The organism is Streptomyces rapamycinicus NRRL 5491 (genome assembly GCF_024298965.1).
Lineage (GTDB): Bacteria > Actinomycetota > Actinomycetes > Streptomycetales > Streptomycetaceae > Streptomyces > Streptomyces rapamycinicus.
The window spans coordinates 1832849-1848337 of record NZ_CP085193.1; the positions used below are offsets into that span (position 1 = coordinate 1832849).

Consider the following 15489-nt stretch of genomic DNA (forward strand, 5'->3'; position numbering starts at 1 on the left):
AGGAGGATGCCGTGCCCCGGAGTGCGCACATCGTGAGCGATGTGATGACCCATACCGTCGTCGCCGTCGGCCGCGAAGCGCCGTTCAAGGAGATCGTCAGAACCCTGGAGCAGTGGAGGGTGAGTGCCATGCCGGTGCTGGAGGGCGAGGGCCGTGTCATCGGCGTCGTCTCCGAGGCGGACCTGCTGCCCAAAGAGGAGTTCCGGGACAGCGATCCCGCCCGGGTGGCGCAACTGCGCGACCTCCCCGGCGTCGCCAAGGCGGGCGCGGTGACGGCCGATGAGCTGATGACGTCCCCCGCCATCACCGTGCACGCGCGCGCCACCCTCGCCGAGGCCGCGCGGATCATGACCCACAAGCGGGTCAAGCGGCTCCCGGTGGTGGACGAGGAGGGCCGCCTGGAGGGCATCGTCAGCCGCGCCGACCTGCTGAAGGTGTTCCTGCGGCCGGACGAGGACATCGAGGACGAGGTACGCCGCGAGGTGGTGACCCATCTCTTCCCGGCCCAGGGCGAAACCGTCCGGGTGAGCGTGAACGAGGGCGTGGTCACCCTGACCGGACGGGTCAAGGAGGCCGTCCTCATCCCGGCGGCGGCCCGGCTCATCCGCGCGATCGAGGGCGTGGTCGACTTCGACAACCAGCTCACGGCGGCGCCCCATACGACCCAGCGGCGGTAGGAACGGCGTACGACAGCGGCGGTAGGAGCGCCGCTGTCCGGCGGGCCCGGCGAGAGGCCGAACAAACGGCACCGCGCCGGGGTCCTGGGCCGCCGGGCCCGGCCCTGCGTCATCGGATGTGGCGGCTCCAGCGGGGGCCGACCTCGGCCCAGGCGCGGCCCCACTCCCGGGTGCGGGCGCGGTCCAGGCGCCAGCGCGCCACGCCGCGTCCGGCCAGCGACACCGCGCCCACGCCCGCCGCGGCGGACGTCCCGGCGAGCACCGCGCGGGTGGCGATCTGCTCGGGGGTGGGCGGCCGCTGGACCATGCGGCCCCGGTCGTCGGTCCAGATCTCGGTGGCGGTGCCCGCCTTGCTCCCGTCGTGGACCCGTGCCGTACCGGTGTGGACGGCGCCGTCCGGGCCGGTCCAGCGGACGATCGCGCGCACCTGGCCGGTGGCGGAGCCGTCGGCGGCGGGCTGTGCGACGGGCGCGTCCTCCTTGAGCACCGCGGGCACCCGGTGCCGGTCCGCCCGCTCCTGCCGCAGCGACGCGTCCACGGCGGTGCCCGCGGCCACTCCGGCCACCGGGCCGCCGACCGCCATCACCAGGCCGGTCACCAGCACGACCCACGCCTCGATCACGTCCGAGCGGCGTCTGAGCGGATTGTGCCGCCACCGCCACATCCGCCGCCCCCGCACTTGCGTGCCCATGCCGTGACCGTCGCACGCGCGGGGAGGGCGGGACGAGGGCCGGGCAGCCCCCTTGGGGGCCCGTTCGGCCCTGGTACCGCGCTGACCTGCTGCGCCAGGATTCCCACCGGGGGCCGGGCGGACGGCGGACGGCGGACGAACGGTGCGAGAGCCCATGACGGAGACCGAAGCGACACGAGCGACACCGGCGACGCCCATCAGGGTGTTCGTCCTCGACGACCATGAGGTCGTCCGGCGCGGACTGCACGATCTGCTGGACGCCGAACCGGACATCGAGGTGGTCGGCGACGCCGGGACCGTGGACCACGCGTTGGCCCGGGGCCCGGCGCTGCGGCCCGACGTGGCCATCCTCGACGTCCGGCTGCCGGACGGGGACGGCATCACGGTCTGCCGTGAGCTGCGCTCCCGTATGCCGGGTCTGGCCTGTCTGATGCTGACCTCGTTCGACGACGACGATGCCCTGCTGGACGCGATCATGGCCGGGGCGGCGGGCTATGTGCTCAAGCAGATCAAGGGGTCGGACCTGGTCTCGGCGGTGCGCACCGTGGCGTCCGGCCAGTCGATGCTGGACCCGGCCACCACCGCCCGGCTGATGAGCACCCTGCGGGGCGACACCGCCCCGCAGGAGCCCAGGGACGAGGTGCTGGCCGGGCTGTCCCCGCGCGAGCGGGAGATCCTGGTGCTGATCGGGGACGGGCTCACCAACCGGCAGATCGGCAAGCGGCTCTTCCTGTCCGAGAAGACGGTCAAGAACCACATCTCCCGGCTGCTGGCCAAGCTGGGCGTGGAGCGCCGCATCCAGGCGGCGGTGCTGGCGACCCACTCGTCCCCGCGCCCCGACGACGGCCATCCGGGATAACCCCGAATGGCCCGGGACGGCCCGGGGCCGGGGCCGTACGGCCCTGCCCGTACCGCTGACGGCTCGGCCACCCTGATTGACGGCCCGCCACCACTGACGGCCCACCGGCGAGGAGAGGACCCCATGCAGCCCGCAATGCTCGACGCGGCGATCCTGGAGAAGCTCATCTCCGCGGCCGTGGCCGCTCCCTCGATCCACAACACCCAGCCCTGGCGCTACCGGCTGAACCCCGACACCGTCACCCTGGAGGTCCGGGCCGCCCCCGAGCGGGCGCTGCGGTACGCCGATCCGATGGGCCGGGCGCTGAGCGTCTCCGCCGGGGCCGCCGTGTTCAACCTTCGGGTCGCCGTGGCCCACTTCGGCTGGGACCCGGTGGTCCGGCTGCTGCCGTACCGGTCGCAGCCCGATCTGCTGGCCACGGTGCGCCTGGCCGCGTCGCCCGCCGACCGCGCCGGGCGCCATGACGACGGGCACGACGACCTGTACGACGTCATCTGGCGGCGGCACAGCAGCCGCTCCCCGTACTCCGCCCGTCGGCTGCCCGCGCGGGTGCTGTGCGACCTGACGGAGGCCGCCCGCCAAGACGGGGCCACGCTGCGGCTGGCGGACCCCGAGGAGACCGCGTGGCTGCTGCGGCTGACCGCCGAGGCGGAGCGGCGCGTCTCCGGGGACCCGCGCCGGCTCGCCGAGAGCCGTACCTGGATCCGCGACACCGGGTCGTACGGAATCCCCCCGGACGCCCTCGGCTCACGGGACGCCACCGGACGGCTGCCGATGCGCGACTACCTCGGCCCGCGGCCCGACGGCCGCCGGGGCGACGATCGGCCCGCCGCCCCGTTCGAGCCCCATCCGACCATCGCCGTGCTGACCACGGACCAGGACCGGCGCACCGACTGGCTGGGGTCCGGGCAGGCGCTGGAACACGTCCTGCTGCTGGCGACCTCGCACGCGGTCCGGGCCTCCCTGCTGCACCAGGCGCTGGAGTGGTCGGACCTGCGGTGGTCGCTGAGCGACGCCAATCCGGCGGCCGGCCATGTGCAGATGCTGATCCGGCTGGGTTACGGGCCGGTGGGCCCGGCCACGCCGCGCAACGAAGCGGCCGAGGCGCTGGACCGGCACGGCTGACGCACCACGGGCCACCGCCCATCACCGCGGCCCGGCCACCGCCTACCGCTCCGGCAGCGGCACCGCCCACACCAGGCGGGTGCCGCCACCCGGTGGCTCGCCGAGTTCCAGCTCACCGCCGAGCTTCTCGGCGCGCTCGGCCATGTTCCGCAGCCCGCTGCGCCGGCCGCCCTCGGGGATGCCCACCCCGTCGTCCGTGACCGTGAGGGTCAGCCGCCCGGACGCCACGATCAGGGAGATCTCGGCGGCGTCGGCCTCCGCGTGCCGGGCGATGTTCGACAGCGCCTCGGCCAGCACGGCGACCATGTCGTCCGCGACCGAGCGGGGCACATCGGTGTCGACCAGGCCCTCGGTGCGCAGCGAGGGGGTGAAGCCGAGCGCGGGCACGGCCTCCTCGATGGTCTTGGCGGTACGGACCCGCAGCCCCTGGACGGCGGGGCCCGCCTCGTGCGAGCGCAGCCCGAAGATCGTCGAGCGGATGATCTTGATGGTGTCGTCCAGGTCGTCCACCACCCGCAGCAGCCGTTCGGAGCCCTCCGGGTGCTGGACGAACCGCAAGGTGGACTGCAGCGTCATCCCGGCGGCGAAGAGCCGCTGGATGGCCAGGTCGTGCAGATCGCGGGCGATCCGGTCGCGGTCCTCGAGCAGGGCGAGCTGCTCGGCGTCGCGCCGCCGCTCGGCCAGTTTCATCGCGATCGCCGCCTGGCCCGCGAAGCCCAGCAGGGTGTCGGTCTCGAACTGGGTGAAGACGGGGCTGTCCGCCACCCGGGCCAGCGAGAGCACCCCGCCCACCCCGTCCCTCGTCCGCATCGGCACCGCGACGGCCGGGCCGAGCCCGTCCCAGCGCTGCGGGCCGACCGTGATCCGCGGGTCGTTCTGGACATCGGTGCTGGTGACCGGCTCGGAGGCGGTGAAGGCCGCGCCGCCGAAGGTGCCCCGGCGGGGCAGCACCAGACCGCGGTGGGCCTCGGCGTCGGTGCCCGCCGCCAGCGCGACCTGAAGTTCGTCGGTGCCGGCCACCGGCAGCATCAGCACACCGAGGTCGGCGGAGAGGATCCGGCGGGCGTGCTCGACGATCAGCTCCAGGACCCTGGTCTCGTCCACTCCGGACAGCAGGCTTTGGGTGACCTCGGCGTTCGCCTCCAGCCAGCGCTGGCGGTGCCGGGCCTCCTCGTACAGCCGGGCGTTCTCGATGGCCACCCCGGCGGCCACGGCGAGGGTGGACAGCACCGTCTCGTCCTCGCCGTCGAACTCCTTACCGCCGCGCTTCTCGGTGAGGTAGAGGTTGCCGAAGACCTCGTCGCGCACCCGGATGGGCACTCCGAGGAAGGAGCGCATCGGCGAGTGGTTCGGCGGAAAGCCGTAGGAGGCCGGATGCTCGGAGAGCTCAGCCAGCCGCAGCGGCTGGGGGTGGCGGATCAGCTCGCCGAGCAGCCCGTGGCCCGACGGCAGCCGCCCGATCGCCTCGGCCCGCTCCTTGCCGATGCCCACCGGGAGGAATTCGGCCAGCCGCTGGTCCTCGCCGATGACGCCCAGCGCCCCGTATTCGGCGTCCACCAGTACCACCGCGGCCTCGACGATCCTCCGCAGCACATGCGACAGATCCAGCTCACGGCCGACCGAGAGCACCGCTTCCAGCAGGCTGTGCACCCGGTCCTGGGTGCCACGCACCCCGTCGATGCGCACCTGCAGCTCTTCCAGCAACTCGTCCAGCCGCAGCCGGGGCAGGTACTCCGTACTCCTCGCGCTCTCCATACCCACGGTGCCTCCGTCGGCCCCACCGCGCTCGGCACGGCATTCCGCACGGCCCTCACTCCTTTCACGGTAGCCGCGCCGGGCCGACGGTGAGTGCTGCGGGACATCTTGGCGCGAGGGGGCGCGTTGGCTAATGTTCGGGCCTGTTCATTCTGGAGCGTTTCCACACCCCACAGAAGGGTGGACCACCAGATGCCCCGACGCCCCCGACGTCGCCTCCCCCTCCCCCGTTTCCCCTCGTTCTCCCGGCTCCCCCGGCTCTCCCGGCTCCCCCGGCTCGCCGCCGTCGCCCTGGCCCTCGCGCTCGCCGTCCCCGCCGCCCCGGCGACAGCGGCGGATACCCCCGATCCCCCCGCGGATGTGTACAAGCTGCTGGAGGACCCCGAGGTCACCGCGGTCGGGCAGGAGCCCGCGCACGCCCGGCTGACCCCGTACGCCGACACCGCCGAGGCCCTCGGAGGCGGTACCAGGAGCCGCTGGACCGCCTCGCTGGACGGCACCTGGAAGCTCCACATGTCCGACCGCCCCGAGGAGGTGCCGAAGGACTTCTTCACCGAGGGCTACGACACCTCCAAGGGCGGCTGGCGCAGCGTGAGCGTGCCGCACACCTGGCAGACGGACGGCCTGGACCATCCGGTGTTCCGGAACATCCCCACCGAGATGTATCCGGACGACCCCCCGAAGGTCCCGCACGACGTCAATCCGACCGGTGCCTACGTCAAGACCTTCGAGCTGCCGAAGAGCTGGGAGAAGCGGCGGACGTTCCTCCGCTTCGAGGGTGTCACCAGCGGCTATCCGGTGTGGGTCAACGGCTCCTACGCGGGCTATGACCAGGGCGGCTACACCCCCGCCGAGTTCGACATCAGCGACCGGCTGCACCCGGGCCGCAACACCATCGCGGTGCAGGTCCACCGCTGGGGTTCGGGGTCGCATCTGGAGGACTACGACCAGTGGCGGTTCTCGGGCATCTTCCGCTCGGTCGGGCTGTACTCCACCCCGGCCGAATATCTGCGGGACATCACCGTCAAGACCGATCTGGACAGCCAGTACCGCGACGCCCGGCTGACCGCCGAGGTCGAGGTGGCCGCCAAGGGCCCGGAGCGCGCCGCGGACGACCGCAAGGTCCTCGGCACCCTCTACGACGAGCGCGGACGCAAGGTGACAACGATGTCGGGGACGGTGGGCGGCGACGGTGGCTCCACCACCCTCACCGCCGATGTGGCCAACCCGGCCAAGTGGACCGACGAGACGCCCCACCTCTACTCCCTCGTCGTCCGGCTCACCGGCGCCGACGGCTCGGTCACCCACACCACCGCCCAGCCCGTGGGGTTCCGCGAGATCGAGATCAAGGACAGACAGCTCCTCGTCAACGGGAAACGCATCCTCGTCAAGGGCGTCAACCGCTCCGAGACCGACCCCGACACCGGCCGCCACGCCACCCGGGAGCGCACCGCCTCGGACGTCTCGCTGATGAAGCAGCTCAACATCAACTCCGTGCGCACCTCGCACTACCCCTCGGATCCTTACCTCTACGAGCTGGCCGACGCCCGTGGCCTGTGGATCGACGACGAGGTGGACATCGAGACCCATCACCACGACGCCTGCCCGGACGACTGCCTGGCGGAACGGCCCGAGTGGCAGGCGGCGTTCATGGACCGCCTCACCGCGATGTACGAACGGGACAAGAACCATCCCAGCGTGCTGATGTGGGACACCGGCAACGAGGCCGGACTGGGCAAGGCCCACTACGCGATGGCCGACTTCCTGGACCGCGAGGACCCGGCCCGGCCGGTCTACCACCAGCCCAACAGCCCCGACGGCGACGCCCCGTTCGCCGATGTCTGGGGCCCGCGCTACCCCTCCCCCTCGGGGCTCGAGGAGAAGGCGAAGGCCACCACCAAGCCGATCATCATGGGCGAGTACGCCCACGCCATGGGCAACTCGCTCGGCAACTTCCGGGAGTTCTGGGATGTGGTGCGGAAGTACCCCCAGGTCCAGGGCGGCTACATCTGGGACTGGGCGGAGCAGAACATCACCCAGCCGCTGCTGACCACCCCCGACACCTCCGGCAACGACATCCTGTCGTACGCCTCCGGAAAACCCGGTCTGGTGGCGGGCCACCAGGGCAAGGCGCTGGAGCTGTCCGGTCTTGACGACTTCGTGGAGGTCTACCGCGACCCGAAGCTGGACGCGGTGTCGGACGCGCTCACCCTGGACGCCTGGGTGAAGCCCGCCGACTGGACCGGCTCCTTCACCGTGATCGCCAAGGGCGACCACAGCTATGCGCTGAAGATGCGCGACAAGGACACCCTGGAGTTCTCCGTCTACGGCGACGGGGACTGGCACACCGTGTCGGCGGAGGTCCCAGAGGGCTGGTACGGCTCATGGCATCGCGTCTCCGCCACCTTCGACGGCCGGACGCTCCGGCTGCTCGTCGACGGCGAGCAGACCGCGTCGGCCGACTGGACCGGCAGCGTGGGCTACTCCGCGCAGCCGGTGAACGTCGGCCGCAACCCGGAGACCGACCAGGAGAACATCCGCACCCGGATGGCACACGGCACCATCGACCAGGTCCGCGTCTACCACCAGGCGCTGAGCCCCGATCAGCTGGCCGCCAACCCCAGCGGGGACGCGGTGCTCGCGCTCGACTTCGACCGGTTCGACCGTAAGGGGGACTTCCTGTCCTACGGCGCCGGAACCGGCGGGGTCGACGGGGTGGTCTCCTCCGACCGCACCGTCCAGCCCGAGGCCCGCACCATGGCGGCCGTCCACGCCCCGATCCGGATCTCGGGCGACGAGGCCCGCGCGGGGCGGGTCGAGGTGCGCAACGAGCGGTCCTTCACCGGCACCGGCGACCTCCGGCTGCGCTGGCGCGTCACCGAGGGCGCCCGCACCCTCGCCCAGGGCAGCCGCGGCCTCGGCCTCGCCCCCGGTGAGCGGAGCACCCTCCAGCTGCCCAAACCGCCCGCCAACCCCAGGGACGCCGACCGGCAGCTGACCGTGGAGGCGGTCCAGGCGGCGGACACGGCCTGGGCGAAGGCCGGACACCGGGTGGCGGTCGAGCAGTTCGACATCGGCGGCCGACAGCTCGCGGGCACGACACCCGCGCGGGCACCGGGGAAGGTGCGGGCCACCACCTCCGGCGACCGCCTCACCGTCACCGGCGACGGCTTCTCGTACGGCTTCGACCGGGCCGGTGGCGAGCTCGTCTCCATGAAGTCCGGTGGCCGGGAGCTGCTCGGCTCCGGCCCCGAACTGGACGCCTGGCGCGCCCCGGTCAGCAATGAGATCGGCTCCGAGGAGGGGCCCTGGCGCGAGGCGGGTCTTGACCGGCTGCGCACGAGGCCGGGCAAGGTCACGGTGGACGAGCGGAACGGCGAGGTCGTCGTCACCGTGCCCTCCTCCGCCGCCGCGCCCGGCGTCAAGGACTCCTCGTTCGCCCAGACCCTGCGGTACACCGTCAGCGGCTCCGGGGAGCTGCGCCTCGACCACCGGGTGGAGGCCCGGGGCGCGGCGCGCAAGGTGCCCTATCTGCCCCGGATCGGGCTCTCGCTGCGCATACCCGACCGCTACGACCGGTTCAGCTGGTACGGGCGCGGGCCGCAGGAGAACTACGACGACCGTAAGGACGGCGCCCCGGTGGGGGTGTACTCCACGGACGTGGCCGAGCAGTTCGCCGGATACACCAAGCCGCAGGACTACGGGAACCACGAGGACGTCCGCTGGGCCTCGCTGTCCGACGGCAGCGGCGGGCTCCTGGTGTCCGGGGACTTCTCGGCCGGGGTGACCCCCTACACCGGGATCGACCGCGCCGCCTACCCGTTCGCCCTCCGCGAGGACCCGGGAGGCAACACCCTGCACCTGGACCACGCGGTGAGCGGGGTGAGCGAGACGTTCCACACCGTGCTGCCCGAGTACCAGGTGCGGCCCGCCAGGGAGTACGCCTACACCCTGCGGCTGCGCCCGCTGAGCGGCGCCGAGGCCCGTACCGGTGCTCCGCGCGGCCCGGTGGTCTGCGCCCCCGAGGCGAAGCTCACCGCCGCCGACACCACGGTCCCGGCGGGCGGCTCCACCTCGGCCGAGCTGACCGTCACCAACCCCTGCGACACCCCGCTGCGCGATGTCACCGCCGCCTTCGGCCTGGCCGAGGGGTGGACCGCCGAGCCCGGCACCTTCGACCTCGGCGATCTCGCGGCGGGCCGGACCGCGACCGTACGGACCACGATCGGCCGTGGTGAGGGCAGCCCGGACGGTTTGCGGCCCGCCGTGGCCGATGTCCGCGCGACCTCGGCCGGTGGCGCGCGGGTCAGCGGCTCGGCGTCGGCCGAGATCGACGGCACACCTCCCCCGCCACGCGGCGAGGCGGCGGTGTCCACGCTCGACTTCATCACCGCGGACAACGGCTGGGGCCCGGTCGAACGCGACCGCAGCAACGGCGAGTCCGCGCCGGGCGACGGCAAGACCCTCACCATCGACGGCACGTCCTACGAGCGCGGTCTCGGCACCCACGCCGACTCCACGGTCGAGGTCTTCCTGGGCGGCAACTGCTCGACGTTCACCGCGAAGACGGGCGTGGACGACGAGGTGGGGGCCGACGGCAGTGTCGTCTTCGAGGTCTACGCCGACGGCGAGCGGGTGTACCGGGGCGAGACGGTGCGCGGCTCGGACGCGGCCGTGCCAGTGGAGGCGCGGGTCGGGGGGGCGCAGCGGCTCCGGCTGCGGGTCACCGACGGCGGCGACGGCGACGCGCATGACCACGCCGACTGGGGAGCGGCCACGGTGCACTGCGGAACGCGATGACATGACGTCCGGCAGGCGCGGGTCCCGGTCATTCCCCGCCGGGGCCCGCGCCCTCGGCGTCCTCCGCGTCCTGCGCACTCCGGAGCCGCTCCTCCAGCCGGTCCAGGAACACCCGCTGCTTCGTCACCAGCTTCCGGCGGGCCTCGTCCAGGCCGAACCAGCCGACCCGGTCGATCTCGGGGAACTCCCGCATCCGGCCGGAGCCCTTCGGCCACTCCATGGCGAACGTGCCGGGGGTGATGCCCGCCGGATCCAGTTCCCCCCGCAGCGCCCAGGCGATGACCACCTTGCCCCCGGTCTGGGTCACCGAGCCCAGCGGAACCGGCTCCCCGCCGGGCGGGGCCACTCCGAGCTCCTCCTGGAACTCCCGGCGCGCGGCGGCCTCCGGGGTCTCGTCCTCGTCGTACTCGCCCTTGGGCACCGTCCAGGCGCCCTCGTCCCTGGTGGCCCAGAACGGGCCTCCCATATGGGCGAGCAGAACCTCAACGGCCGGGCCCGCGTCCCGGTACAGCAGGAGTCCGGCGCTGCGCTTACGAGTCACGGTGCCCAGTGTGCGCCCAGGCGGCCGGGGCGGGGCAGCGGGCTCACCGCTCAGCCCTTACGGGCGTGGCCGAGGTAGGTGACCAGCGGCCGGGCGTCCGGGGCGAGAACGAAGTCGACGATCGGCGGGATCTGCTCATCGGTGATCCGCCCCCGGCGGCGCGCCATGGTGGCCTTGACCAGGCTGCGCGGATCCTTGGGCTTGAAGTCGCAGATGTCCTCGTTGCACAGCCCCTGCCGCTCCAGGGCGGCGGTCAGCTCGGCGGGGGTGCGCAGCCGGGCCGCCGTGTAGCGGCCGGCGGGCATGATCCGGGTCATCGGGACGCGCTGGAACGCGCCGAGGTAGATCAGCCGGGAGAGCAGGGTGCGGTTGACGGTGTCGTAGATCAGCACTCCGCCGGGCCGCAGCACCCGGGCGGCCTCCGCCAGCACCCGGTCGAGATCCGGGGTGATCTCGAAGGTGTCCGCGTAGTAGGCGAGGTCGAACGCGCCGTCGGCGAGGCCGAGTCGCTCGGCGGGCGCGGTGCGGTAGTCGATCCCGGGGTGCTCGCGCCCGCCCGCCTCGCGCGCCATCTCGGTCGCGGTGGCGGAGGGGTCGACGGCGACGACGTCGAAGCCGAGACCGGCCACCCCGCGGGCCAGCAGCCCGCGGCCGCTGCCCACGACCACGGCGCGGCTTCCGGACGCGGGGAGGTCCACGCTCTTGAGCGTGGTGCGGATGTACTCCAGACGGCTGTCCTGGAAGGTGACGGCCCTGATCTGACGGCCGTCGACGGCCTCGGGCGACCGTGAGTCCAGTTCGATGTGCGGGGCGGCGGCCATCGTCTTCTCCCTCACGGGTGCGCGGATTCGCGGATTCACCGGTGCCTGGGGCGCCCGGACGGGTCGCCGGGTTCCCCGAAGAAACCTAACACCCTTAAGTTCCCTCGGGGAACTCGGGTAGGGTCGGGTCATGACCCGTACTCCGCTCGCCGACGTGGCCTGTTCGATCGCCCGCGCCACCGATCTGTTCGGCGACGCCTGGACGGCACTGATCATGCGGGATGTGCTCACCGGGGTCACCCGCTTCGACGATCTCGCCCATGACCTGGGCATATCGCGTAAGGTCCTGGCCGCCCGGCTGTCCCGGCTGGTCGAGGAGGGGGTGCTGATCCGGGAGCGTTACCAGGAGCGGCCGCCGCGTGAGCACTATCGCGCCACTCCCAAGGGCGAGGAGCTCTACCCGGTGCTGCTCGCGCTGATGGAGTGGGGCGACCGCTGGTACGCGGGCCCCACCGGGCCCCCGGCCCGGATCCGCCATCTGGGCTGCGGGCGGGACACCACGCCGGTGTCCGCGTGCGCCCACTGCGGAGAGCCCCTGACGGTCGGCAACACCACCCAGCTCCCGGGCCCCGGCGGGCGCACCGGCCCCGGCACCCGGGTGCTGGGCCCGCTGCTCGCCGCGCGTGAGGACGGGCGGGGAGACAGGCGGGGAGACAGGCGGGAGGACACCCCGGAGGCCGGGCGCCCGGCGGCGGTTTGAGCCAACGGCACGGGGCGCTGGCGCCCGGTGGCGGTTTGAGCCAACGGCACGGGGCACTCGGCACAGCAAGCCGGGCACCCGACCACGAGGAGCGCCGACCATGCGCTACGAAGAAATGACGGGCCTGGTCCAGGCCCGGGCCCAGCTCCCCGACCGGCAGTCCGCCGAACGGGCGGTACGGGCGACGCTCGAAACGCTCGCCGAGCGCATCCCGGACGGGCTGGCGGACCATATGGCGGCCCAGCTGCCGCACGAGGCGGCGGAGCCGCTGCGGCGCGTCGCCGCCTCCCATGAGGGCTCGCCCGAGGAGCGGGCGTACCGGCGGGACCACGGCGAGCGGTTCGACCTCACCGGTTTCGCGGGCCGGATCGCCTGGCGCACCGAGCACACCGAGGAGGAGGCGCTGCGCGAGGCGGCCGCCTTCTTCGAGGTGCTGGACTCGGCCGTGGACCCGGAGCTGATGGAGAAGCTGTACGGGGTGCTGCCGAACGACATCCGGGAACTGCTGCCGGAGTCACGGGCCGAGCAGAGCGCGCCGCCCGAGTAGGGCCAGGGGAGTCCGACGGATCTTGACGCCTGCGCCGGGCTCCGCCGGACACTCCCCGCGGCCGGGAGCGTCGCCGCCCCACCGCGCGGGACCGGGAAGGCTGCCGCCCCGCGTGCACAACGGGGAGAGCACCGCGGAGCGGCAGCGGCCGAGCCGGGAGACTCGGCCGAGCCGCGGGGGCGTGGGATGTTCCCCGGCGGCTCCTCAGCGTCTACGGACCCCATCGATGCCCTGTTCACCTTTGTCCGATGGTGAGCACCCGGAGCACCCGTACCCGAGGGTGCCCGAACCCCGGCCCCCGCCCCGGCCCCGCCCCCGAATTGCCGTGGCGTGATCGTCTTGCCAGGCTGTCCCCCATGCCGACCACCACCCTGTCCGAGCTCGTCGACGAACTGCTCTCCGGGACCCGCCCGCTGCCGATCCTCTCCGCGGGCATCCCCGTACTCCGGCGACCGGCCCTGCCGTACGAGGGCCAGCTGGCCGCGGACCAGCTGGACCGGCTGCTGACGGCGATGCGGGAAGCCATGCACTCCGCGCCCGGAGTGGGGCTCGCGGCCCCGCAGATCGGTGTGCCGCTGCGGCTGGCGGTGATCGAGGACCCGGCGGAGGTGACGGCCGAGGTGCGCGAGGCGCGCGGCCGGGTGCCGCAGCCGTACCGGGTGCTGGTCAACCCCCGCTACGAACCGGTCGGCGACGGCCGGGCGGCGTTCTTCGAGGGATGTCTGAGCATCCCCGGCTGGCAGGCCGTGGTCGGCCGACCGGACCGGATCCGGCTGCGCGGGCAGGACGAGACGGGGCGGGAGCTGGACGAGGAGTTCACCGGCTGGCCCGCGCGGATCGTCCAGCACGAGACCGACCACCTCGACGGCGTCCTCTATCTGGATCTGGCCGAAACCCGCTCCCTGTCCTCGGCCGAGGCGGTAAACGACTACTGGTCCCAGCCCACCCCCGCCACCGCGGCCCATTCGCTGGGGTTCCCGCTCCCGAGCGCCACCGGCGCCGGGGATGACGGCGGCGGCACCGGCGCTACCGCTCCGTAACCACGGCCGACCTGCGGCATGTTTTCGTCATCGACTGGCAGTCGCCGAATCACCGCACGGACACTGTGACGTACGTCGCCACGGCAAGACTGGTGACCGCCCCGGTACGCGCCGCCTCCGCGTACCGCGCGGCGAGTGAGGCGTTTCTTCCGCTCTTCCCCAGTCCCCACCGCTCCTGACTTCCCTCGAACGGAGAACAGGAATGCCCGTGCTCACGACGTCCACGACGGCGCCCACCAGCTCGTACGTCACCTCGATCGCCCACACCCGGGAGCAGATCCACGCCGCGCAGCGGCTGCGCTACCAGGTGTTCGGCGAGGAGAGGGGCGGCCGGCTGGACGCGGCGGTCGACGGCCGCGACGTGGACGAGTTCGACGCGGTCATGGACCACCTGATCGTCACGGACACGGCGACGGACACCGTGGTCGGCACCTACCGGCTGCTTCCCCCGGGACGCAGTGAGCGGCTCTACTCGGACACCGAGTTCAATCTGCACGGGCTTCCGGCCGAGGTCCGCTCGTCCATGGTCGAGGCCGGCCGCGCCTGCGTGCACGCCGACCACCGCTCGGGTGCCGTCATCAACCTGATGTGGGCCGGTCTGGCCCGCTACGTACTGCTGTCCGGCCACCGCTATCTCGCGGGCTGCGCCTCGGTGCCGCTGGCCGAGGGCGAGCAGGCCGCCGCCAACGCCTGGCTGCTCGGCACCACCAAACACGCCGCCCCGCCGGAGATGCGGGTCCACCCGCTCGACCCCTGGATACCCTCGCGGCCGCTGGACGGCGAGCCCGCTTACGCCGATCTGCCGCCGCTGCTGCGCGGATATCTGCGGGTCGGCGCCTGGATGTGCGGCTCCCCGCAGCACGACCGGGCCTTCAACGACGCCGACTTCTTCGTGCTGCTGGACACCGAGCGGATGAACGACCGCTACCGCCGCTACTTCCTGGGTGAATCCCAGTGACCGTCCCGGCCGCGATGAGTCTGCCCGCACACGCCTGGGCGGCCTGGTCGCCGTGCACCACCGGCTGTGTCGCCCACGCCGCCGACCGCGTCCCGGCCACCCGGGTCGCCCGGCGGGCCGCGGTCTTCGGCCGGGCGGTACTGGGCGCGCTGGTGTCCGGCCGGCGGATCGCCGAGCCCGAGACGCTGCGGGCGCGGGCCGCGACACTGCTGGACTCCCTGGGCATCCGGCTGGAGGTCGCGGGCGACAGCGCGCTCAGCGCCCCGGGGACCACCGGCACGCTGATCGTGGCGAACCACATCTCCTGGATCGACAGCATCGCGCTGCTGTCGATGGAACCCGTCGTGATGCTGGCCAAGCGGGAGATCGCGGGCTGGCCGCTGATCGGCCCGATGGTCACCCGCGCGGGGACGCTGTACATCGACCGCGACTCGCTGCGCGAACTCCCCGCGACCGTACGGGAGATGGCGGCCCGGCTGCGCGACGGCCAGTCGGTGATGGCCTTCCCGCAGGGCATCACCTGGTGTGCGGGCACCGGCGGCAGCTTCCGCCGGGCCACTTTCCAGGCCGCGCTGGACGCGGGCGCGCCGGTGCGCCCGGTGACCCTGGACTACGTCCAGCACGGCGCCCCGACCACGGTGGCCGCCTTCGTCGGCGAGGACGACTTCGGCCACTCGCTGCGCCGGGTGATCCGCGCCGACGGGCTCACGGTACGGGTGAACGTGCACCGGCCGCTGCGGCCGCTGCGGGACGTCGACACCCGGCGCCGGGTCGCGGCGCAGGCCCAGGCGACCGTGTGCGGGGCGCGGCTGCCCCTCCATCACGAGGTCGCCGCCCTCGGGCCGGCACGCTGAGAAGCCCTCGGGCCGACACGCCGAGCCCATGCGCCCCGGGTCCCGTCCGGTCCACTGCTGGCGCCCGGGGCGGCTCGGCCTGGCGTCCGCCCAGCCCTCTCTTGCCTCCGCCCAGCCCGCC

At 73.2% G+C, this 15489-nt stretch carries 13 protein-coding genes; 9 read left to right on the forward strand and 4 right to left on the reverse strand.

The genetic code is table 11. The features are described 5' to 3' along the window. Positions 1-11 precede the first annotated feature (11 nt). Positions 12-677: a CBS domain-containing protein gene (locus LIV37_RS07445; RefSeq protein ID WP_254807092.1), complete on the forward strand. Its 666-nt coding sequence runs from the start codon at positions 12-14 to the stop codon at positions 675-677. Between the two features lie 109 nt (positions 678-786). Here LIV37_RS07445 and LIV37_RS07450 read toward each other — a convergent pair whose 3' ends face one another. Continuing rightward, positions 787-1368, reverse strand: coding sequence for an Rv1733c family protein (locus LIV37_RS07450; protein WP_243146383.1), 582 nt, complete (start codon positions 1366-1368; stop codon positions 787-789). Positions 1369-1522: 154 nt separating this feature from the next. On the opposite strand from LIV37_RS07450, the gene LIV37_RS07455 reads away from it, so the two are divergent. Both LIV37_RS07455 and LIV37_RS07460 read left to right on the forward strand, forming a co-directional pair. Then, positions 1523-2227, forward strand: coding sequence for a response regulator (locus LIV37_RS07455; RefSeq protein WP_020866488.1), 705 nt, complete (start codon positions 1523-1525; stop codon positions 2225-2227). Between the two features lie 123 nt (positions 2228-2350). After that, the gene (locus LIV37_RS07460) at positions 2351-3352 is read left to right on the forward strand and encodes an Acg family FMN-binding oxidoreductase (RefSeq protein ID WP_121825728.1); all 1002 of its coding nucleotides are present in this window, start codon (positions 2351-2353) and stop codon (positions 3350-3352) included. A 42-nt stretch (positions 3353-3394) separates the two neighbouring features. Here LIV37_RS07460 and LIV37_RS07465 read toward each other — a convergent pair whose 3' ends face one another. Further along, the gene (locus LIV37_RS07465; protein WP_020866490.1) at positions 3395-5107 is read right to left on the reverse strand and encodes a sensor histidine kinase; all 1713 of its coding nucleotides are present in this window, start codon (positions 5105-5107) and stop codon (positions 3395-3397) included. Positions 5108-5299: 192 nt separating this feature from the next. On the opposite strand from LIV37_RS07465, the gene LIV37_RS07470 reads away from it, so the two are divergent. Further along, the gene (locus LIV37_RS07470; protein ID WP_121826183.1) at positions 5300-9907 is read left to right on the forward strand and encodes a glycoside hydrolase family 2 TIM barrel-domain containing protein; all 4608 of its coding nucleotides are present in this window, start codon (positions 5300-5302) and stop codon (positions 9905-9907) included. A 28-nt stretch (positions 9908-9935) separates the two neighbouring features. On the opposite strand, the gene LIV37_RS07475 is transcribed toward LIV37_RS07470, so the two are convergent. Together LIV37_RS07475 and LIV37_RS07480 are read right to left on the reverse strand one after the other, a co-directional pair. Further along, positions 9936-10448, reverse strand: coding sequence for an NUDIX hydrolase (locus LIV37_RS07475; protein WP_185057951.1), 513 nt, complete (start codon positions 10446-10448; stop codon positions 9936-9938). A gap of 50 nt (positions 10449-10498) precedes the next feature. Beyond that, positions 10499-11269 (reverse strand): class I SAM-dependent methyltransferase, encoded by a 771-nt coding sequence (locus tag LIV37_RS07480; protein WP_020866493.1) that lies wholly within the window; start codon positions 11267-11269, stop codon positions 10499-10501. 130 nt (positions 11270-11399) lie between these two features. On the opposite strand from LIV37_RS07480, the gene LIV37_RS07485 reads away from it, so the two are divergent. From LIV37_RS07485 to LIV37_RS07505, 5 genes are all read left to right on the forward strand, one after another. Next, entirely contained in the window at positions 11400-11969 is a 570-nt protein-coding gene (locus tag LIV37_RS07485; protein WP_020866494.1) for a winged helix-turn-helix transcriptional regulator, read from the forward strand. 100 nt (positions 11970-12069) lie between these two features. Beyond that, positions 12070-12516, forward strand: coding sequence for a DUF2267 domain-containing protein (locus LIV37_RS07490; protein ID WP_020866495.1), 447 nt, complete (start codon positions 12070-12072; stop codon positions 12514-12516). Between the two features lie 356 nt (positions 12517-12872). Continuing rightward, positions 12873-13556, forward strand: coding sequence for a peptide deformylase (locus LIV37_RS07495; protein WP_020866496.1), 684 nt, complete (start codon positions 12873-12875; stop codon positions 13554-13556). Between the two features lie 202 nt (positions 13557-13758). After that, the gene (locus tag LIV37_RS07500) at positions 13759-14514 is read left to right on the forward strand and encodes a GNAT family N-acetyltransferase (RefSeq protein WP_020866497.1); all 756 of its coding nucleotides are present in this window, start codon (positions 13759-13761) and stop codon (positions 14512-14514) included. A 14-nt stretch (positions 14515-14528) separates the two neighbouring features. Next, entirely contained in the window at positions 14529-15368 is an 840-nt protein-coding gene (locus LIV37_RS07505) for a lysophospholipid acyltransferase family protein (RefSeq protein WP_121826182.1), read from the forward strand. Positions 15369-15489 lie beyond the last annotated feature (121 nt).

Excerpts from the sequence above, each read along its gene's own strand:
- LIV37_RS07450 (WP_243146383.1), bottom strand. The coding sequence starts at position 1,368 with ATGGGCACGCAAGTGCGGGGGCGGCGGATGTGGCGGTGGCGGCACAAT.
- LIV37_RS07455 (WP_020866488.1), top strand. The coding sequence starts at position 1,523 with ATGACGGAGACCGAAGCGACACGAGCGACACCGGCGACGCCCATCAGG.
- LIV37_RS07460 (WP_121825728.1), top strand. The coding sequence starts at position 2,351 with ATGCAGCCCGCAATGCTCGACGCGGCGATCCTGGAGAAGCTCATCTCC.
- LIV37_RS07465 (WP_020866490.1), bottom strand. The coding sequence starts at position 5,107 with ATGGAGAGCGCGAGGAGTACGGAGTACCTGCCCCGGCTGCGGCTGGAC.
- LIV37_RS07470 (WP_121826183.1), top strand. The coding sequence starts at position 5,300 with ATGCCCCGACGCCCCCGACGTCGCCTCCCCCTCCCCCGTTTCCCCTCG.
- LIV37_RS07480 (WP_020866493.1), bottom strand. The coding sequence starts at position 11,269 with ATGGCCGCCGCCCCGCACATCGAACTGGACTCACGGTCGCCCGAGGCC.
- LIV37_RS07485 (WP_020866494.1), top strand. The coding sequence starts at position 11,400 with ATGACCCGTACTCCGCTCGCCGACGTGGCCTGTTCGATCGCCCGCGCC.
- LIV37_RS07490 (WP_020866495.1), top strand. The coding sequence starts at position 12,070 with ATGCGCTACGAAGAAATGACGGGCCTGGTCCAGGCCCGGGCCCAGCTC.
- LIV37_RS07495 (WP_020866496.1), top strand. The coding sequence starts at position 12,873 with ATGCCGACCACCACCCTGTCCGAGCTCGTCGACGAACTGCTCTCCGGG.
- LIV37_RS07500 (WP_020866497.1), top strand. The coding sequence starts at position 13,759 with ATGCCCGTGCTCACGACGTCCACGACGGCGCCCACCAGCTCGTACGTC.
- LIV37_RS07505 (WP_121826182.1), top strand. The coding sequence starts at position 14,529 with ATGAGTCTGCCCGCACACGCCTGGGCGGCCTGGTCGCCGTGCACCACC.